This is a genomic window from Nonomuraea sp. NPDC049152 (assembly GCF_040648355.1).
In the GTDB taxonomy this organism is placed as follows: Bacteria; Actinomycetota; Actinomycetes; order Streptosporangiales; family Streptosporangiaceae; genus Nonomuraea.
In genome coordinates, this window is the sequence record NZ_JBEZDO010000002.1 from 71,455 (window position 1) to 87,914 (window position 16,460).

The following is a 16,460-nucleotide window of genomic DNA, read 5'->3' on the forward strand; positions in this document are numbered from 1 at the left end:
GCCCGCACCGGTCAGCGGCGGCCGAACAGGGGCACGTCGACGTGAATTCCGTAGTAGTGGTCGTAGATCGCCTGAGCGAACTCGTCCTTCGACAGCCGCCCGTCGAGGTTGGCGTCGAAGCACTCGAACGCCTCCCTGGCCGCCCTGCCCTCCACGTCGTACGCGGCCCATAACCGAAGGTACTCGGCCCTGGTCAGCTGCTCGTCGCCATCGGCGTCGAGCGCGTCCCACAGGGCGTCGCCGATCGGCCAGGCCACGCCGGCGACGAACGCCACCTTGTCGATGGCGCGCGAGGTGGCGTGGCGGATGTAGGCCTCCCTGCTGATCCTGCCCTCGTCGTCGGTGCCGATCACCGCGGCCACGTGTTCCCACACGCCGGTGTACGCGGCGATCACCGCCTCGCGCTGTGGCGAGGGGTCGGGAATGCCGAGCCGGTCGCAGACGGAGACGCCGACGACGAACAGGTCGTCGCGATCGAGATGTCCGTCATGGTTCATGTCGCTCGTGTCGAAGGCGTTGCCCGCGTTGCGTGCCTGAGAGTTCATGACCACCCCGGCCATAATGGTCCGCATCTGCGACAACCCTTGTCAATCGGGTGGTAAGAATTCCCTGCCCGCGACGGGGGAAGACGGGCAGCGTGCCGGAGTAGAGGCGCTCGGCGAGCGGCAGCAGACGGGGATAGCAGAACACCGAGCTTCGGGTGCCGAGGATGCCGGGGCTGTCGAGGACCAACGGAAGCTCGGCCAGCAGGAAGGGCATCGCCTTGTCGATCTGTTCCCGGCTCGGCGGGCCGGTCGCCACGAGCGGTGCGACGGCTTGGACGCAGTGCTCCTTGAAGGCCGAATCGGTGGCGAACAGCCGCCCGACCTCGGCGTGGAGCCGGCGATAGGCGGGGTTGTCGCGCAGGTCGGTCCAGGTGAAGACGCCCACTTTCGGGTCGCCGAGCGAGGCGAGCGCGCGGGCGACCCTGTTGCGGGTCCTGTTGGTCTCCTTGCGGGAGCGGCTGCGCGCCTTGTCCGGGTCGTATCCCCGCGCCGCCAGGGTGCCCGCGAGTTCGGGTCCTGGCAGCAGCACGTCGGTTCTCGCGAAGCGGGCCAGGGCCCAGCGCAGCAGCTCAGTGACCGCTTCGAGGCTGAAATAGCCGTTCAACGCGCTGACGCCGAGCAGGGCGTGGTCCCGCTCGGCGTAGATGCGCGCGCAGCGCGCGGTCAACGGGGTGGCTTTCACCGTCTCCATGCCACGCACCGTAGCAACTCATTACTGAGTGTCAGCTCTTACCGTACCTCTGCTTGAACTTCTCCACCCGGCCAGCGGTGTCGATGACGCGGCCACGCCCGGTGTAGAACGGGTGGCTGCCGGAGGAGACGTCGACGTCGACCACGGGGTAGACGTTGCCGTCGGTCCACTCGACGGTCTTGGCGCTCGTCGCGGTGGACCTGGTCAGGAAGGCGTAGTCCGCGCTGGCGTCCCTGAAGACGACGGGACGGTACTCGGGGTGCAGGTTCTTCTTCATCGTTCCTCCTTGAAGGTGACGTGCCGGCGGACCACCGGGTCGTACTTGCGCACTTCGAGCCGGTCCGGGTTGTTTCTGCGGCTCTTGGTGGTCACGTAGGTGAAGCCGGTTCCCGCCGAGGACCTGAGCTTGATCACTGGCCGCTGGTCGTTTCCAGCCATCTCACGCCTCCTCGCGGTTGAAAACGGTAATCGTTGTAACCAGGGGCGAGCGTCCGGCATTCCCGTCACCGACCACCTCTGGAGTCCTATAGACTGGCTACGCGCCGAGGCGCAAAGGGGCTATAGCGCAGTTGGTAGCGCACCTCCATGGCATGGAGGGGGTCAGGAGTTCGAGTCTCCTTAGCTCCACCATCAGCGAACGGCCGGTGAAACTCTCACCGGCCGTTCGTTATTCCATGGGATGATCGTTGCCGTGTCAGCCCGCCTTCCCCTGCGCCTCGCGCGTGTCGCGGCCTTCGCCGCGGTGTGCGTGCTGCTGGGGATCGTGGCACACGCGGTGGCGGGTGGCGCCGTCGCCGGCGGTACGGCGGTGCTCGGCTTCGCGGTCTCCATGGCGGCGGGCCTGCCGATCGCGGGACGCGAGCGCGGACTGCGCGTCATCCTTCCCCTGCTGGCCGCCGTGCAGGCCATGCTGCACGTGATCTTCTCCACGGCCCACGCGCCCGACCCCGTCCAGGTGCTGACGGGCCACGCCCACGTGGGCGGGCTGACGCCAGGCTCCGGCATGCTGCTCATGCACGGCTGGGCCGTCGTCATGGCCGCCATCTGGCTGGCCAGGGGCGAGGCCGCGCTGTGGGGGCTGCTGCGCCGCCTCGGGGCACGGCTCGTGCGCCTGCTCCTCGCCTGGTCGGCCGTTCCAGGGCCGCGTCCGCTGACCGGCTTCGCCGAGCCGCTCGTGCTGCGGACGGCGATGCTCCATCGAGGGATCAGCGAGCGAGGGCCTCCTCTGCCGAGGGCTCGATAACGCCATCCGGGCGGCCGCTCTGGTCGGCCCGGCGCTTGCCGTACCCCCGAGAACAGAGGACGTTCATGTCTCGCTTCGCCATGCTCGCCGCCGCCTGCCTGATGGTGGCGGCCTGCGGAACCCAGACCTCCGCGACACCGTCCAGGCCCGCCGCCGCCCGTGAGCCCGGATACCCGGTGACGATCAAGAACTGCGGCCACGACTACACCTTCAACGCCCGCCCCAGCCGCGTCGTCGTCATGAACGGCGGCTCCATCGGCGAGGTCTCCTCGCTGCTCGCCCTCGGCCTGGGCGACCGCATCCTGGCCAACACCCAGTCCTACGGCGCCTCGGACGAGCCGGGCTGGGCCGCGGCCGTGGCCGCGCTGCCCAGCGGCGGCTTCAAGCGCACCAGCTTCAACGACATCCCGCGCGAGTCGATGCTCGGCCTCAGGCCCGACTTCGTCCTGGCCACCTCGGGCCGGCAGTTCGAGCCGCGCGACGGCTTCGCCACCCGCGAGGAGCTGCGCGCCGCCGGAGCGCCCACCTACACGCCCGAGAGCACCTGCGGCGAGGGCGTCAGGCGGGGCCAGTCGATCGAGGACAGCTACACTCTCCTGCGGGACCTGGGCCGGATCTTCCAGGTGAGCGACAGGGCCGAGAAGCTGATCGCGGAGTCCAAGCGGCGGATCGCCGCCGTCTCAGCCAAGGTCGCGGGCAGGCCCAAGCCCAAGGTGATGCTGATCATTCCCGGCATGAGCATGGGGTCGAACGCCTTCAGCTCGATCGGCGCGAAGGGCATCTGGAACGACATCTTCGCCAAGGCGGGCGCGGTCAACCCCTTCGAGAACACGACCGACGACCTGTTCACCAACCTCAGCAAGGAGCAGGTCGCGGCCACCCAGGTGGACGCCGTCGTCATCGTCGACTGGCTCAACCCCGACCCCGACGCGGAGGCGAGGAAGCTGTTCGCCCAGTTCCCGCACTGGGGCAAGCGCTACGTCGTGCTCGCAGACTCGGCCTACGTGGCGCCCAACAACGCCACGGCCGTGGAGAAGATCGCCAAGGTCATCCACCCGGAGGCGTTCTGACATGCGCCTGCCTCTGCTGCCCAGCGTGGTCGTCCTCACGGCCACGCTGGTCTTCGCCATGGTGGTCGCGGTCGGCATCGGCTCGGTGAACGTCCCGATCGCCGACACGTGGCACATCCTGACCGGCGGCACGGGCGGTGACCCGATCCAGGACCAGATCATCTGGCAGTACCGCCTGCCCAGGGTGCTGCTGGCCGCGCTCGCGGGAGCGGGGCTGTCGGCCGCGGGCGTCGTGCTGCAGGCGCTGGCGGGCAACCCGCTCGCCGATCCGCAGGTCCTCGGCGTCTCCTCGGGCGCCTCCGTCGGCGCGGTCCTGGTGATCACGCTCGGCACCGGCGCGGCGGGCGGTCTCGGCGTCTCCTCCGCGGCCTTCGTCGGCGCGATGGGGGCCGCCGTGCTCGTGTTCGTCCTGGGCCAGCAGCGCGGCAGGCTCACCCCGACCCGCCTCGTGCTGGCGGGGGTGGCCGTCGGCTACGTCCTGCTCGCCGTCACCAGCTACATCCAGCTCCAGGCGACGCCCAACGAGCTCGGCGCGGTGATGTTCTGGATGCTCGGCAGCGTCGCGGGAGCCCAGTGGGACCAGCTCGGTCCGCTCGCCGCGCTCGTGGCCTGCTGCGGGCTCTTCATCACCCTGTACGGCAGGCGGCTCAACGCCCTCGTCACCGGTGAGGAGTCGGCCACCGCGCTCGGCCTCAACGTGCGGCGCGCCCGCGTGGGCCTGCTGGCCGCCTCCTCGCTGCTGGTCGGGGCGGTCATCGCGGTCGCGGGCGGCATCGGCTTCGTCGGCCTGATGATCCCGCACGTGGTCAGGCTGTGCTTCGGCACCGACCACCGCAGGGTCGTCCCCGTGTCGGCGCTGGTCGGCGCGGCCTACCTGGTGCTGGTCGACCTGCTGTCCAGGACCGTCGACGCGCCGAACGAGCTGCCGCTCGGCATCCTCACGGCGGTGTTCGGCGCGCCGTTCTTCCTCTGGCTGCTGCGCCGCGACAGGAGCGTGACGGCGTCATGAAGCTGGTCGTGGACGAGGTCGCCGTCACGCTCGAGAGCACGCCCGTGCTGCGGGGCGTGAGCGTCGAGGTGGAGCGCGGAGCGATCGTCGGCCTGGTCGGGCCCAACGGCAGCGGGAAGTCCACGCTGCTGCGGACCGTCTACCGGTCGCTGCGGCCCGAGCGGGGCGCCGTACGGCTGGGCGGCACCGACGTGTGGGCGATGTCGGCCCGCGAGTCGGCGCTGCGCACCGCCGCCGTGCTCCAGGACAACACCATCCCCGCGGGCATGACCGTGGCGGAGGTCGTGGAGCTGGGCCGTACTCCTCACCAGGGCGTCGAGCGCGCGCCCGTCGCGGAGGCGATGCGGCGCACGGGGACGCTCGCGCTGGCAGGGCGGCCGTTCGGCGCGCTGTCGGGCGGTGAGCGTCAGCGGGTGCTGCTGGCCAAGGCGCTGGCGCAGAGCCCGCTGCTGCTCGTGCTCGACGAGCCGACCAACCACCTCGACATCAGGGCCAGGTTCGAGCTGCTGGAGCTCGTGCGGGAGCTGGGCGTGACCACGCTCGCCGTCCTGCACGACCTGGATCTGGCGGTGCGCAGCTGCGACTCGCTCGTGGTGCTGCACGAGGGTCGCGTCGCCGCGGCGGGGCCTCCGCTCGACGCGCTGACACCCGGCGTGCTGAGCGACGTGTTCGGCGTGGTGGGCGAGGTGGCCGCGCATCCCGACGGGGTCGTGCGCGTCACCTACGCCGCCAGGCCGCTCGCCACCGGCCTCGTTCTCTCGTAGGAGGGGAGGGCGCGGGGAGCCCGCGCCCTCATCGGGTGAGGCTCTGGAGGTGGCGGCGCAGGACTCCGGTCATGAGGTCGGCGTCCACGCGGTCGGGGTGCAGGACGGCGTGCACGGTCAGCCCGTCGATCAGCGCGCACAGCCGCTCGGTCTCCACCTCCAGGTCGGCGTCCTCGTGCAGGCGGTCGAGCCTGCGCGCGCCGTCCAGCACCCTGAAGACCAGGCGGCGCATGCCGTCGTAGCTCTCCTCGGCGTGCGGGCGCAGCTCGGGGCGGGTGCGGGCGGCCGTCGCGAACGCCAGCCAGATCGTGGCCTCCTCGCGCCGCCGCTCGTCGACAGGGAGCAGCTCGGCCAGCATCGCCTCCGCGACGGGGAAGCGGTCGTCGGCGGTCGTCAGCTTCTCGACGTGCTCGAGGAGCCGTCCCATCACGCGCTCGGCCATCGCCTGCATCGCGAAGACCATCAGCTCGGTGTGCCCCGCGAAGTAGTGCCTGACCGAGCCGATGGCGAGCCCCGCCTCCTCCGCCACGTTGCGCAGCGAGGCATGTTCGAGCCCCTCGCGGCGCACGACGCGGAAGAGGGCCTCCACGACCTCCTCGCGGCGGGACTCCGGATCGACGATTTTCGGCACGTTTCTTTTATAGCACGCCTCTGCTATTTTATTTAGCATGACCGTGCTAAATATCGTGCTGATCGTCGGGCTCGTCGGCTACGTCGTGGTCAGGCGCATGATCGGCGAGCCGCTTAACGCCCGCGACGTCTACGTTCCGCCCCTCATCCTCATCGGCCTCGGGGTCCACGCGCTGTCCGGCGTGGCGCTCACGCCGGTGGACGTGTTCTGGCTCGTGGCCAGCGGCCTGGTCGCGCTGGGCTTCGGCGGGGTGCGCGCGTCGACGACGGGACTGTTCGAGCGGGACGGCGTCCTGTGGCAGCGCTACACCTGGCGGACGCTGGTCGTCTGGGTCGTGTCCGCCGCGGCCAGCGTCGGCGTCGGCGTGCTGGCCACGCGGTACGGCCTGCACGAGCAGGCGCGGCCGATGTCGCTGTCGATCGGCGTCGGGCTGGCGGGGGAGGCGCTGGTGACGGCGGTCCGCGCGCGCGTGATCGGCGTGCCGTACGCGAACTAGAATATTGTTATGTCCGAGAATCTGATCTTCCGCCTCCCCCCGTCCTTCGACAACGTGGAAGAGGAGCGGCGCCACCGCAAGGAACGCCTGGCCGCCGCGCTGCGCGTCTTCGGCAAGCTGGGGTTCGAGGAGGGCGTGGCGGGTCACATCACCGCACGCGACCCCGAGCTCAGCGACCATTTCTGGGTCAACCCGTTCGGGATGTCGTTCAAGCACGTCAGGGTCAGCGACCTCATTCTGGTCGACCACGAGGGCAAGGTGGTCGAGGGGCGCTACCACGTGAACGAGGCCGCGTTCGCGATCCACTCACAGGTGCACCAGGCCAGGCCCGAGGTGGTCGCGGCCGCCCACAGCCACTCGGTGCACGGCAGGGCGCTGTCGGCGCTCGGGCAGACCATCGAGCCGATCACCCAGGACGCGTGCGCGTTCTACCAGGACAACGGGTTGTTCGACGACTATACGGGCGTGGTGACGGACCTGGAGGAGGGCAAGAGGATCGCCGCCGCGCTCGGCTCGCACAAGGCGGTCGTGCTGCGCAACCACGGGCTGCTGACGGTGGGCGACAGCGTGGACGCGGCGGCGTGGTGGTTCATCACGATGGAGCGGTCGGCGCAGGTGCAACTGCTGGCCAAGGCGGCAGGACAGGTGGTGCCCATCTCGCACGAGAACGCGGTGCTGACACATCAGCAGATCGGGAACGACCTGGTGGGGTGGATCAACTACCAGCCGCTGCACGACCAGATCACCAGGGAGCAGCCCGACCTCTTCGAGTGACCCATTGTTGCGAATCATTCGCAACTAGCTGCCCCTGAACGTCTGCCGGTAGGCCAGCGGAGACACGCCCACGGCGGCGTGCAGGTGCTGCCGCAGCGAGACGGCGGTGCCGAAGCCCGAGCGCCTGGCCACCTGGACCACCGCCAGGTCGGTGGTCTCCAGCAGGTGGCGCGCGTGCTCGACCCGCTGGAGCGCCAGCCACCTGGCGGGGCTCAGGCCCGTCTCCTCGCGGAAGCGCCTGGTGAAGGTGCGCACGCTCATCCGCGCGTGCGCGGCCAGAGCGGCCAGGTCGAGCGGCTCCTCCAGGCGCTCCAGCATCCAGTCCCTGGTCGCGGCGGTGCCGTTGCCGTTCGCCTCGGGGAGCGGCCGGTCGATGTACTGCGCCTGGCCGCCCTCCCGCCAGGGCGGCATCACGCAGCGGCGGGCCGTACGGTTGGCCACCTCGCTGCCGTGGTCGCGGCGGATCACGTGCAGGCACAGGTCGAGCCCCGAGGCGACGCCCGCGGAGGTGAGCACGTCGCCGTCGTCCACGAACAGCACGTCAGGGTCGAGCAGCACCTTGGGGAACAGCCGGCGGAAGCGGGCGACGTTCATCCAGTGGGTGGTGGCGGGACGCCCGTCCAGCAGCCCCGCCGCGGCCAGCACGAACGCCCCCGTGCAGATCGACATCACCCTCGGCCGTCCCCGCAGCGCCTCGCCGAGCGCGGGCGGGATCGTCCCCGATAGCATCGCGGGCCCGCCGTGGACGCCGGGCACCAGCACGGTGTCGGCGCCGTCGAGGGCCTCGAGGCCGTGGTCGGGCAGCACCTGGTAGCCGGCGTGCGTCCTGACGGGGGCGCCGCCGACGGAGCAGGTCACCACCTCGTACAGCTGGTTGCCGTCGCGGTCGCGCGCGGACCAGAAGACCTGGCCCGGAATGCCCAGGTCGAGCGGGGCGAATTCGTCCAGGACGACGACCGCGATCCGATGCGCCATGGCCTGATTGTTTCACATATTGGCTATCCGGCCACTCACGTCGTTTTCGCGTGACTGTGGATGATGGGCGGCATGAAGTTGCACCGCGCGTGGCTGGTGGCGGGGGTCGCGTTCGTGGCGATCATCGGCGCCGCAGGGTTCCGCGCCACCCCCGGCGTCCTGATCACCCCGCTCGAGGAGGAGTTCGGCTGGTCGACCGGCGAGATCTCGCTCGCCGTCTCCGTCAATCTCGTCCTGTACGGCCTGACCGCGCCGTTCGCCGCGGCCCTCATGGACCGCTTCGGCATGCGCAGGGTCGTCTCGGCCGCGCTCACTCTGGTCGCGCTCGGCAGCGGCCTGACCGTCTTCATGGGGGCGAGCTGGCAGCTCGTGCTCTGCTGGGGCCTGCTGGTGGGCCTCGGAACCGGCTCGATGGCGCTGGTGTTCGTCGCGACGGTGACCGACCGCTGGTTCGTACGGCACCGCGGCATCGTCACCGGCATCCTCACCGCCGCGGGAGCGACGGGACAGCTCGTCTTCCTCCCCCTCCTCGCCTGGCTGGCCGAAGGCCCAGGCTGGCGGATCGCCTCCCTCACCGTCACCGGCGCGGCCCTGCTCGTCGTGCCGCTCGTGTGGGTGTTCCTGCGCGACCACCCCGCCGACGTCGGGACGACCGCGCTCGGCGCCACCACCTCCTTCAGGCCCGAGCCGCCCAAGGTCAACGCGGCGGTCAGGGCGCTGACCGTGCTGCGCTCGGCGGCGGGGACGCGCCCCTTCTGGTTCCTCGCCGGCGGCTTCGCCATCTGCGGCGCCAGCACCAACGGCCTGGTCGGCACCCACTTCATCCCCGCCGCGCACGACCACGGCATGCCCCAGGCCACCGCGGCGGGACTGCTCGCGCTCGTCGGCATCTTCGACGTCGTCGGCACCGTCGCCTCGGGCTGGCTCAGCGACAAGGTCGACCCGAAGGTGCTGCTCGGCGTCTACTACGCGCTGCGCGGCCTGTCGCTCATGGTGCTGCCGGGTCTGTTCGCCGCCACCACCGAGCCCAGCATGCTGCTGTTCATCATCTTCTACGGCCTGGACTGGGTGGCGACCGTGCCGCCCACGGTGGCGCTGTGCAGGAAGATCTACGGCTCGGACGGAGCTGTCGTCTTCGGCTGGGTGTTCGCCTCCCACCAGGTCGGCGCCGCGGTCGCCGCCGTCGGCGCGGGGCTCACCCGCGACCACATGGGCGCCTACGACCTGGCGTGGTACGTGGCGGGCGCGCTGTGCCTCTTGGCCGCGGGCATGTCCGTGGCCATCTCGTCGCGGAGCCCTCAGCCCGGCATACGGCATGCTGGAACCCATGATGGTGCTCCCGCTGGTGGTCAGGATCGAACGCGCCGCCCCTCCCGAGCGAGCTGACGCCCTTGAGGCGACCGCCATGGCCGTGCTCGACCTCCTCGCCGACCCCGGCGAGTGGGCGGAGGAGCTGGAGACCTGGCAGTCGAGCGGCAGGATCCGCAAGGTCGTGCGCAGGGCGCGCGGCGCCGAGTGGCGCAGGGCGCTCGCGCTGCCCGGCCGTACGATCGGGCATCGGACGGCGGAGGTGCGCGTCTACCCGCCGGTCCCGCTGGACGACTGGCCGAAGGACCTGGCCCGGCTGCAGGTGGGCGGCACCGAGCTGGTGGACTCCAGCGACCTCGGTCCCGCCGACCCGCCCGTCCTGTGGGAGAACCCGGCGCTGGAGATGTCGGCGGGAAAGGCGATGGCCCAGGCGGGGCACGCCGCCCAGCTCGCCTGGTGGGCCAGCTCGCCCGAGGAGCGGGCGGCCTGGCGCGACCAGGGGCTGAAGGTGTCGGTCCGCGCCGCCGCCGACTTCGACGCCCTGGCGGTGAGCGGGCTGCCGGTCGTGCGCGACGCCGGGTTCACCGAGATCGCGCCCGGCTCGTGCACGTTCGTCGCCGATGTGCCGTGGCTGCGCGTCAGAACATGACACGGCATCAGATCGTGATGATGTCGGCCAGCACGCCGCCCTCGGGGGTGAGCCTCTCGGGGGCGGGGCTGTCGTAGACGACCATGAGCCTGCCGTCGCCGAGCACGGCCAGGCCCTCGGGATGGTCGCGGCCCACGCCGTGCGGCAGGTCCTTCACGAGCTTCGCCTGGCCCTCGCCGCTCCACCGCATGATCCGGACGGGCCCGTCCAGGTTCATGGTCGGGCCGGTCAGCAGCAGCAACTCGTCGCCGTAGGGGCACAGATCGCGCACGCCGAGCCCGTCCAGGTCGAGGAAGTGCTTGCGGTAGCCCCGCAGGCGCAGCCGGTCAGGCCCGTCCTCGCGCACGTCGATCTCGAGGACGATCGCCCATCCGCGCAGCACCGGCCCGCGCAGGCCGAGGAAGACGCGCTCGCCGAGCACCGCGATGCCCTCGACGTCGAGCCCGTTGTCCTTGCCGGGGATCGCGGTGAACGGGGCCAGATGCGGGTCGTCGGCCAGCAGGTCGGCCAGTCCTGTGAGGATCGCGCCCTTGCCCACCGTGTCGGGGCCCTCCAGCGGAAGCCGCACCACGATGAACCTGTTCGGCTCGCGGATGATCGTGGCCAGCCGCTTGGCCGCCTTGGCAGGGTCGGCCGACTTGACCTTCCTGCGTTTGAGGCTGTGCGAGCCGACCGCCCACAGCCAGCCGTCGGCGCGCGCGATCCCCTCGATGTCGGCCTCCTCGTCCCTGCCCGCCGGCAGGTCCACGTAGTCGGCCAGATGGAAGGTCCGTTCGTGGTCGTAGCGCTCTCCCGTCCAGGTCAGGCGCTCGATGGTGGCGGTCTCGTCGCCCGCGATCCACAGGCCGGAGGCGTCGACGCGCAACGCGGACAGGTTCGTATGCGTTTGCGCGTCTCGTGACGCCTGGTCAAATCGGAGTTCCACCATGCGTGCTTTGTACACGCAATCCGGCGATATGTCGTACGCTCCCGATCGTGCTCGATGGGGAGAGTGGGGCCGCAGGGCCTCAGGTGAAGTATCAGGCGAGGCCCACAGGCTCTCCGCTCAAGCGCAGTCGCCTGGGTGACCTGCGGATGGGCGTGGTCTACCGGGTCGTGGCCGTCGTGGCCGCGCTGGCCGTGGTCGTGGCGGGCGTGCTCGCCATCGCACTGTCGGGAGGGGCGGACGAGGTCGCCGCCCGGCCGGTCGCCGCGCCACCGGCCGTACCTTCCTCGTCCGCCCTCTCGCCACACGCGTCGGCCGGTCCCTCGGCCGGCTCCTCGCCCGCGCCATCGGCCTCGGACTCCGTCTCGGCCGCGCCCTCCTCCGGGCCTTCGGCCTCGGCCGCGCCCTCGGACGATCCCCTTGCCGGGGTGGCCGACCCGCCGTCGGCCACCGCCTCGGCCGTCGCCGCGCCGGTCTCCTCGGCCGTTCCCTCCGCTTCCGCCCCGGCGCCCTCGGCCACGCCGAGCCCAGGAGCGAGCATCGCGCCCGGATACACCGCGCTCGAGGCGCTGGCCGCCGACCGCAGGGTGCCGAAGCTGCCGGGCCGCATCAGGCTGCGCGCGCTGCCGGGCAAGCCGATCGCGACCAAGGGCACGATCAAGGACGTCAAGGCGGGCGTGTCCGTGCCCCGCCTGCTCGGCCCGTGGAAGCGGTACGGCGCCGCGCCCTTCACCTCCAAGCAGGTGCTGCCCAAGGCCGGCACGAGCCCGAGAGGGATGCTGGTCAGCTGCCCCGTGCCGATCGAGGCGCAGGAACGGTTGCGCGACACCGCCCTGCTGGCCGCCCGATGGACGCTGAACCACCACCCCAAGGGCGCGGTGATCCGCTGGCTCGGCACCCAGCCGATCAAGAAAGGCTGGACGCTCTACTACCAGGTGAAGTACGGCAAGCGCTCCTCGGCCGCGGCCGTCGCCGTACTGGACGCAGGTCGGGACAGGCCCGCGCTGGTCTTCGTCTCGATCCCCGACGCCCAGAAGAAGCGATGGGCGGATATCCGACGCGTCATGTCGGGAGTTCGTGTTCTAGGCTGACGAATGAGAAACGTGCGCACAGACGGCCGAAACCGTGTGGCTCGGTCAATGGCGCGCGTTTCTTATTGTGAAGCGACAGAGAATACGGCGATGTTGGGGGAGTGACGCCGTGGCTGAGCGTTCGAGCTTGCCGAAGAAGGAGCCGGACAAGGAGCAGCCCAAACCCTGGCGTGCCGAAGGTCTGCCCGGCGGAGGGGCGGGTGGCCGACCCAAAATCAACTGGTGGCGCTTCGTCATCACCCTGCTGGTGGTCTACGCGGGGTTTTTCCTGATCTCGTCGTTCTTCGACGATGGACAGATGGAGACGATCTCCTACAGCCAGTTCACCAAGCAGGTGACGGGTGGCAACGTCAAGGAGGTCTACGCCCAGGGCTACTCCGTCACCGGAGACCTGAAGAAGGCCGCGACCGACCCTGACAGCTCCAACAAGTCGTACGCCAAGTTCGTCACCGAGATCCCGGTGTTCGCCAACGACGACCAGCTCTACCAGCAGCTGACCGCGGCGGGTGTGGAGATCAAGGCCGAGCCCATCAGCACGGGCAGCCGCGGCTTCCTGCTCAACCTGTTGCTGTCGCTGCTGCCGATCGCCGTCCTCGCCGGTCTGTGGATCTGGGTCATGCGGCGCGGCGCCAGCATGATGGGCGGCGGAGGGCTCGGCGGTCTCGGGAAGTCGAAGGCCGCCAAGCCGATCGAGAGCGACAAGATCCGCGTCACGTTCGAGGACGTGGCGGGCATCGACGAGGTGGAGAACGAGCTCGTCGAGATCGTCGACTACCTGAAGGACCCGGACAAGTACCGCCGTCTCGGCGCCAAGCTGCCCAAGGGCGTCCTGCTCGCGGGACCGCCCGGAACGGGCAAGACCCTGCTCGCCCGCGCCGTCGCTGGCGAGGCCGACGTGCCGTTCTTCTCCGCCAGCGCGTCGGAGTTCATCGAGATGATCGTCGGCGTCGGCGCCTCCCGTGTGCGCGAGCTGTTCGAGGAGTCCCGCAAGGTCGCCCCCTCGATCATCTTCATCGACGAGATCGACGCCATCGGCCGCGCCCGCGGCGGGGCCAGCGGCATCGGCGGGCACGACGAGCGCGAGCAGACGCTCAACCAGATCCTCACCGAGATGGACGGCTTCTCCGGGGCCGAGGGCGTCATCGTGATCGGCGCGACCAACAGGCCGGAGGTGCTCGATCCCGCGCTGCTGCGTCCGGGACGGTTCGACCGTACGGTCATGGTGGCCCCGCCTGACGCGGCGGGCAGGATCGCCATCCTGCAGGTGCACACCAGAAGCGTGCCGCTCGACGGCGACGTCAGCCTGGAGCAGCTCGCCAAGACCTCGCCCGGGATGACCGGCGCCGACCTGGCCAACCTCGTCAACGAGGCCGCGCTCCTCGCCGCCAAGCGCGGCAAGGAGAAGGTCTCCTCCGCCGACTTCGCCGACGCGCTGGAGAAGGTGCAACTCGGCGCGGTCCGCTCGATCGTCATGCCGGAGGACGAGCGCACCAGGACCGCCTACCACGAGGCTGGGCACGCGCTGCTCGGCATGCTCCAGCCGGGCGCCGACCCGGTCAGGAAGATCTCGATCATCCCGCGCGGCAGGGCGCTCGGCGTCACGCTGTCCACGCCCGACACCGACCGCTACGCGTACGACGAGAAGTACCTGCGGGGGCGCATCATCGGCGCGCTCGGCGGCATGGCGGCCGAGCAGGTCATCTACGGCGTCATCACCACGGGGGCGGAGAACGACCTCGAGCAGGTCACGATGATCGCGCGCGGCATGGTCGGCCGCTGGGGCATGTCGGAGCGGATCGGCCCGCTGACGATCCTGCCGAACGACGGCCAGCCGCAGGCCGCCCCGCACACGCTCGCCGCGCTGGACGAGGAGGTGCGGCGGATCGTCGACGAGTGCTACGAGGTGGCCGTCAGGGTGCTCGACGAGAACAGGGACAGGCTGGAGGCGATCGTCCTGGCGTTGCTGGAGCAGGAGACGCTGGACGAGGCGCAGGCCTACGCGGCGGCGGGGCTGCCCCGCGCCAACAGGCCCGCCATCGAGCCCAAGCCGCACTAGTCGGTCAACGCGGGTCGCTCGGCGACCCGCTTTGACCGCTTTGTGGTCTTATTGGGGTGTTGCGTCGGGCAGGTGCCCGATGTGACTCTCAATGATGAAATCTTCGACCGCCTCGGAGATCCGGGACTCGAGCGGATCGCCGGACTGCTCGGCATCGACACCACGCAGGCCCGCACCGCGGTCGAGGCGGCAGTCGGCACCATCGTCGGCGGCATGGCCTACAACACGGGCGACTCGCAGGGCGCCGAGGCCCTGCGCACCGCGCTGGACGACCACGTCGACAGGGACCCGTTCAGCGCCGACCCCTCCGACCTGGAACAGGAAGGTCACGGCATCCTCGGCCACGTGCTCGGCCGGCAGGGGAGCGAGCAGGTGGCGGACGGGATCTCGCAGTTCGCCGGGCTGAACTCGGCGACGGTCATGAAACTGCTGGCCGCGCTGGCGCCGATCGTGATGTCGATCCTGGCCGAGAGGGCCAGCAAGCAGGGGATGGACGCGGGCGCGGTGGCCGACGACCTCAACAAGGAGCAGTCCTCGGCTCCCGGCGGAATGAACGAGGTGCTGGGCGGGCTGCTCGGGAGCATCTTCGGCGGCGGCGGCGCGGCCGGCGCAGGCGCCGGCGGCCTGGGCGACCTGCTGGGCGGGCTCCTGGGCGGGCCACAGCCCTCACAGGAGTCGTCGCAGTCCCGCGAGCCCTCACAGGGGTCGTCGCAGCCGCCGTCACAGGACCCCGATCAGGAGGCTCAGGCCGAGGCGCCCGCGCCGCGGCAGCGCCCGCCGCAGACGGCAGGCCAGGAGAACACCAATCCCGACTGGTGACGTCGCCTCTTCCCGTAGCAGGGCGGACCGGGGACGGGGCCCGGATAAACTGACCGCGTGATCGTGCTTGCCTCAGCCTCTCCCGCCCGCCTCGCCCTGCTCCGCAGCGCCGGGCTCGATCCCAAGGTGATCGTGAGCGGGGTCGACGAGGAGGCGTTCACCGCCGTCCTTCCCGCCGACCTGCCGCTGAAGCTCGCCGTCGCCAAGGCCGAGGCCGTCGCCGAGGGGCTCAGCGAGGGCCTGGTCATCGGCTGCGACTCCGTCCTCGAACTGGACGGCAGGCCGTACGGCAAGCCGGCCACCGCGGACGAGGCGCTGGCGCGCTGGCGGATGATGCGCGGCAGGACGGGCCGGCTGCTGACCGGCCACTGCGTGATCGACGTGGCCACGGGACGGCGGGCCGCCGAGGTGGCGTCCACGGTGGTGCGGTTCGGCATGCCGTCCGAGGCCGAGATCTCCGCCTACGTCGCCAGCGGCGAGCCGCTCCACGTCGCGGGGGCCTTCACCCTCGACGGGCTCGGCGGCTGGTTCGTCGAGGGCATCGAGGGTGACCACGGCAACGTCCTGGGCATCTCCCTGCCGCTTGTCCGCGAGCTTTTCGCGGAGCTTGGTTACGCGGTGACCGACTTCTGGCGCTAGTTTCTCCCCATGCGATCATTGCGGGAGTTCACCGGTGGCATCGGGTTCTTCTTCCAGGGCCTCGGCTGGGTGGCGAAGAACGGCAGATGGTGGGGTTTCGGGCTCATCCCCGCGCTGATCGCGTTCGCGCTCTACGTCGTCGCGCTGGTCTACCTGGGCAACAACGCCGGCGAGATCGCCGACTTCCTGACCCCGTTCGCCGACGGATGGTCTCCTGGGTGGCGTGACTTCTTCAGGGGCGCGCTGGGGGTGCTGCTGTTCATCGGCGGGCTGGCGCTGGCGGTGCTGACGTTCACCGCGCTCACGCTGGCGATCGGGGAACCGTTCTACGAGAAGCTGTCGGAGAAGGTGGACCCCCTGCATGGGACGGACGACGTGCCGTGGTGGCGGTCGGTCCCGCGCTCGCTCAGGGACAGCCTGGTGACGCTGCTGTACGCGTTGATGTTCACGATTCCGCTGTTCATCCTCGGGTTCGTGCCGGTGGTCGGGCAGACGGTGGTGCCGGTACTGGGCGCCCTCGTGTCCGGATTTTTCCTGACAGTGGAGCTGACGTCGCTGGCGATGGAACGGCGAGGCATGAACCGTCGTGCCCGCTTCGGGGTGCTGCGCGCGAACAAGGCGCCGGCGCTGGGGTTCGGGGTGGTGGTCTTCCTGCTGTTCCTGGTGCCCTTCGTGGCGGTGGTCGCGATGCCCGCGGCGGTGGCGGGGGCGACGCTGATGGTCCGCTCGCGGCTGGTGGCCCTTCCTCCTGCGCATTCATAGCCTTTAGGAAACA

Annotated in this window: 20 protein-coding genes and 1 tRNA gene; 14 read left to right on the forward strand and 7 right to left on the reverse strand. The window is 70.5% G+C overall.

The window, feature by feature from the left end; translation table 11 throughout:
- Positions 1–11: 11 nt before the first annotated feature.
- The 4 genes from AB0B45_RS04115 to rpmG are packed head-to-tail and all read right to left on the reverse strand — an operon-like array spanning position 12 to position 1,674.
- Positions 12–497: an EF-hand domain-containing protein gene (locus AB0B45_RS04115; RefSeq protein WP_358124963.1), complete on the reverse strand. Its 486-nt coding sequence runs from the start codon at positions 495–497 to the stop codon at positions 12–14.
- A complete protein-coding gene (locus AB0B45_RS04120; protein WP_358124967.1) occupies positions 487–1,236 on the reverse strand; it encodes a tRNA-dependent cyclodipeptide synthase in 750 nt (249 codons plus the stop codon). The genes AB0B45_RS04115 and AB0B45_RS04120 overlap by 11 nt, the downstream gene beginning before the upstream one ends.
- 31 nt (positions 1,237–1,267) lie before the next feature.
- Entirely contained in the window at positions 1,268–1,513 is a 246-nt protein-coding gene (locus tag AB0B45_RS04125) for a type B 50S ribosomal protein L31 (protein WP_358124970.1), read from the reverse strand.
- Entirely contained in the window at positions 1,510–1,674 is a 165-nt protein-coding gene (rpmG, locus tag AB0B45_RS04130) for a 50S ribosomal protein L33 (protein ID WP_358124973.1), read from the reverse strand. Before rpmG ends, AB0B45_RS04125 begins: the two co-directional genes overlap by 4 nt.
- Positions 1,675–1,790: 116 nt before the next feature.
- Here rpmG and AB0B45_RS04135 point away from each other — a divergent pair.
- The 5 genes from AB0B45_RS04135 to AB0B45_RS04155 all read left to right on the forward strand — a co-directional run bounded on the left by AB0B45_RS04135 (position 1,791) and on the right by AB0B45_RS04155 (position 5,322).
- Positions 1,791–1,866: transfer RNA gene (locus AB0B45_RS04135), tRNA-Ala, on the forward strand.
- 61 nt (positions 1,867–1,927) lie between these two features.
- Positions 1,928–2,479, forward strand: coding sequence for an MFS transporter (locus AB0B45_RS04140; protein ID WP_358124976.1), 552 nt, complete (start codon positions 1,928–1,930; stop codon positions 2,477–2,479).
- Positions 2,480–2,544: 65 nt separating this feature from the next.
- Positions 2,545–3,549: an ABC transporter substrate-binding protein gene (locus AB0B45_RS04145; RefSeq protein ID WP_358124978.1), complete on the forward strand. Its 1,005-nt coding sequence runs from the start codon at positions 2,545–2,547 to the stop codon at positions 3,547–3,549.
- A gap of 1 nt (position 3,550) precedes the next feature.
- Positions 3,551–4,558 (forward strand): iron ABC transporter permease, encoded by a 1,008-nt coding sequence (locus tag AB0B45_RS04150; RefSeq protein WP_358124981.1) that lies wholly within the window; start codon positions 3,551–3,553, stop codon positions 4,556–4,558.
- The gene (locus AB0B45_RS04155; RefSeq protein WP_358124983.1) at positions 4,555–5,322 is read left to right on the forward strand and encodes an ABC transporter ATP-binding protein; all 768 of its coding nucleotides are present in this window, start codon (positions 4,555–4,557) and stop codon (positions 5,320–5,322) included. Before AB0B45_RS04150 ends, AB0B45_RS04155 begins: the two co-directional genes overlap by 4 nt.
- Positions 5,323–5,350: 28 nt before the next feature.
- On the opposite strand, the gene AB0B45_RS04160 is transcribed toward AB0B45_RS04155, so the two are convergent.
- On the reverse strand, positions 5,351–5,953 hold the full coding sequence (locus tag AB0B45_RS04160) for a TetR family transcriptional regulator C-terminal domain-containing protein (protein ID WP_358124986.1): 603 nt from the start codon (positions 5,951–5,953) through the stop codon (positions 5,351–5,353).
- Positions 5,954–5,990: 37 nt separating this feature from the next.
- Here AB0B45_RS04160 and AB0B45_RS04165 point away from each other — a divergent pair, with 37 nt between their 5' ends.
- Positions 5,991–6,449: a hypothetical protein gene (locus tag AB0B45_RS04165; protein ID WP_358124989.1), complete on the forward strand. Its 459-nt coding sequence runs from the start codon at positions 5,991–5,993 to the stop codon at positions 6,447–6,449.
- Between the two features lie 9 nt (positions 6,450–6,458).
- A complete protein-coding gene (locus tag AB0B45_RS04170) occupies positions 6,459–7,223 on the forward strand; it encodes a class II aldolase/adducin family protein (RefSeq protein WP_358124992.1) in 765 nt (254 codons plus the stop codon).
- 24 nt (positions 7,224–7,247) lie between these two features.
- On the opposite strand, the gene AB0B45_RS04175 is transcribed toward AB0B45_RS04170, so the two are convergent.
- Positions 7,248–8,198, reverse strand: coding sequence for a helix-turn-helix domain-containing protein (locus tag AB0B45_RS04175; RefSeq protein ID WP_358124995.1), 951 nt, complete (start codon positions 8,196–8,198; stop codon positions 7,248–7,250).
- A gap of 72 nt (positions 8,199–8,270) precedes the next feature.
- Here AB0B45_RS04175 and AB0B45_RS04180 point away from each other — a divergent pair, with 72 nt between their 5' ends.
- Together AB0B45_RS04180 and AB0B45_RS04185 are read left to right on the forward strand one after the other, a co-directional pair.
- Complete coding sequence (locus AB0B45_RS04180; protein ID WP_358124997.1) at positions 8,271–9,584, forward strand: MFS transporter; 1,314 nt, start codon at positions 8,271–8,273, stop codon at positions 9,582–9,584.
- Complete coding sequence (locus tag AB0B45_RS04185; RefSeq protein WP_358124999.1) at positions 9,526–10,155, forward strand: aminoacyl-tRNA hydrolase; 630 nt, start codon at positions 9,526–9,528, stop codon at positions 10,153–10,155. Before AB0B45_RS04180 ends, AB0B45_RS04185 begins: the two co-directional genes overlap by 59 nt.
- A gap of 7 nt (positions 10,156–10,162) precedes the next feature.
- Here AB0B45_RS04185 and AB0B45_RS04190 read toward each other — a convergent pair whose 3' ends face one another.
- On the reverse strand, positions 10,163–11,020 hold the full coding sequence (locus tag AB0B45_RS04190; RefSeq protein ID WP_358125001.1) for a DUF3616 domain-containing protein: 858 nt from the start codon (positions 11,018–11,020) through the stop codon (positions 10,163–10,165).
- 110 nt (positions 11,021–11,130) lie between these two features.
- Here AB0B45_RS04190 and AB0B45_RS04195 point away from each other — a divergent pair, with 110 nt between their 5' ends.
- The 5 genes from AB0B45_RS04195 to AB0B45_RS04215 all read left to right on the forward strand — a co-directional run bounded on the left by AB0B45_RS04195 (position 11,131) and on the right by AB0B45_RS04215 (position 16,447).
- Entirely contained in the window at positions 11,131–12,171 is a 1,041-nt protein-coding gene (locus AB0B45_RS04195; protein ID WP_358125003.1) for a hypothetical protein, read from the forward strand.
- Positions 12,172–12,280: 109 nt separating this feature from the next.
- Entirely contained in the window at positions 12,281–14,227 is a 1,947-nt protein-coding gene (gene ftsH / locus AB0B45_RS04200) for an ATP-dependent zinc metalloprotease FtsH (protein WP_358125006.1), read from the forward strand.
- A gap of 81 nt (positions 14,228–14,308) precedes the next feature.
- Positions 14,309–15,046: a DUF937 domain-containing protein gene (locus tag AB0B45_RS04205; RefSeq protein ID WP_358125009.1), complete on the forward strand. Its 738-nt coding sequence runs from the start codon at positions 14,309–14,311 to the stop codon at positions 15,044–15,046.
- Between the two features lie 57 nt (positions 15,047–15,103).
- Positions 15,104–15,685 (forward strand): nucleoside triphosphate pyrophosphatase, encoded by a 582-nt coding sequence (locus tag AB0B45_RS04210; protein ID WP_358125012.1) that lies wholly within the window; start codon positions 15,104–15,106, stop codon positions 15,683–15,685.
- Between the two features lie 9 nt (positions 15,686–15,694).
- Complete coding sequence (locus AB0B45_RS04215; protein ID WP_358125015.1) at positions 15,695–16,447, forward strand: EI24 domain-containing protein; 753 nt, start codon at positions 15,695–15,697, stop codon at positions 16,445–16,447.
- Positions 16,448–16,460: the final 13 nt, after the last annotated feature.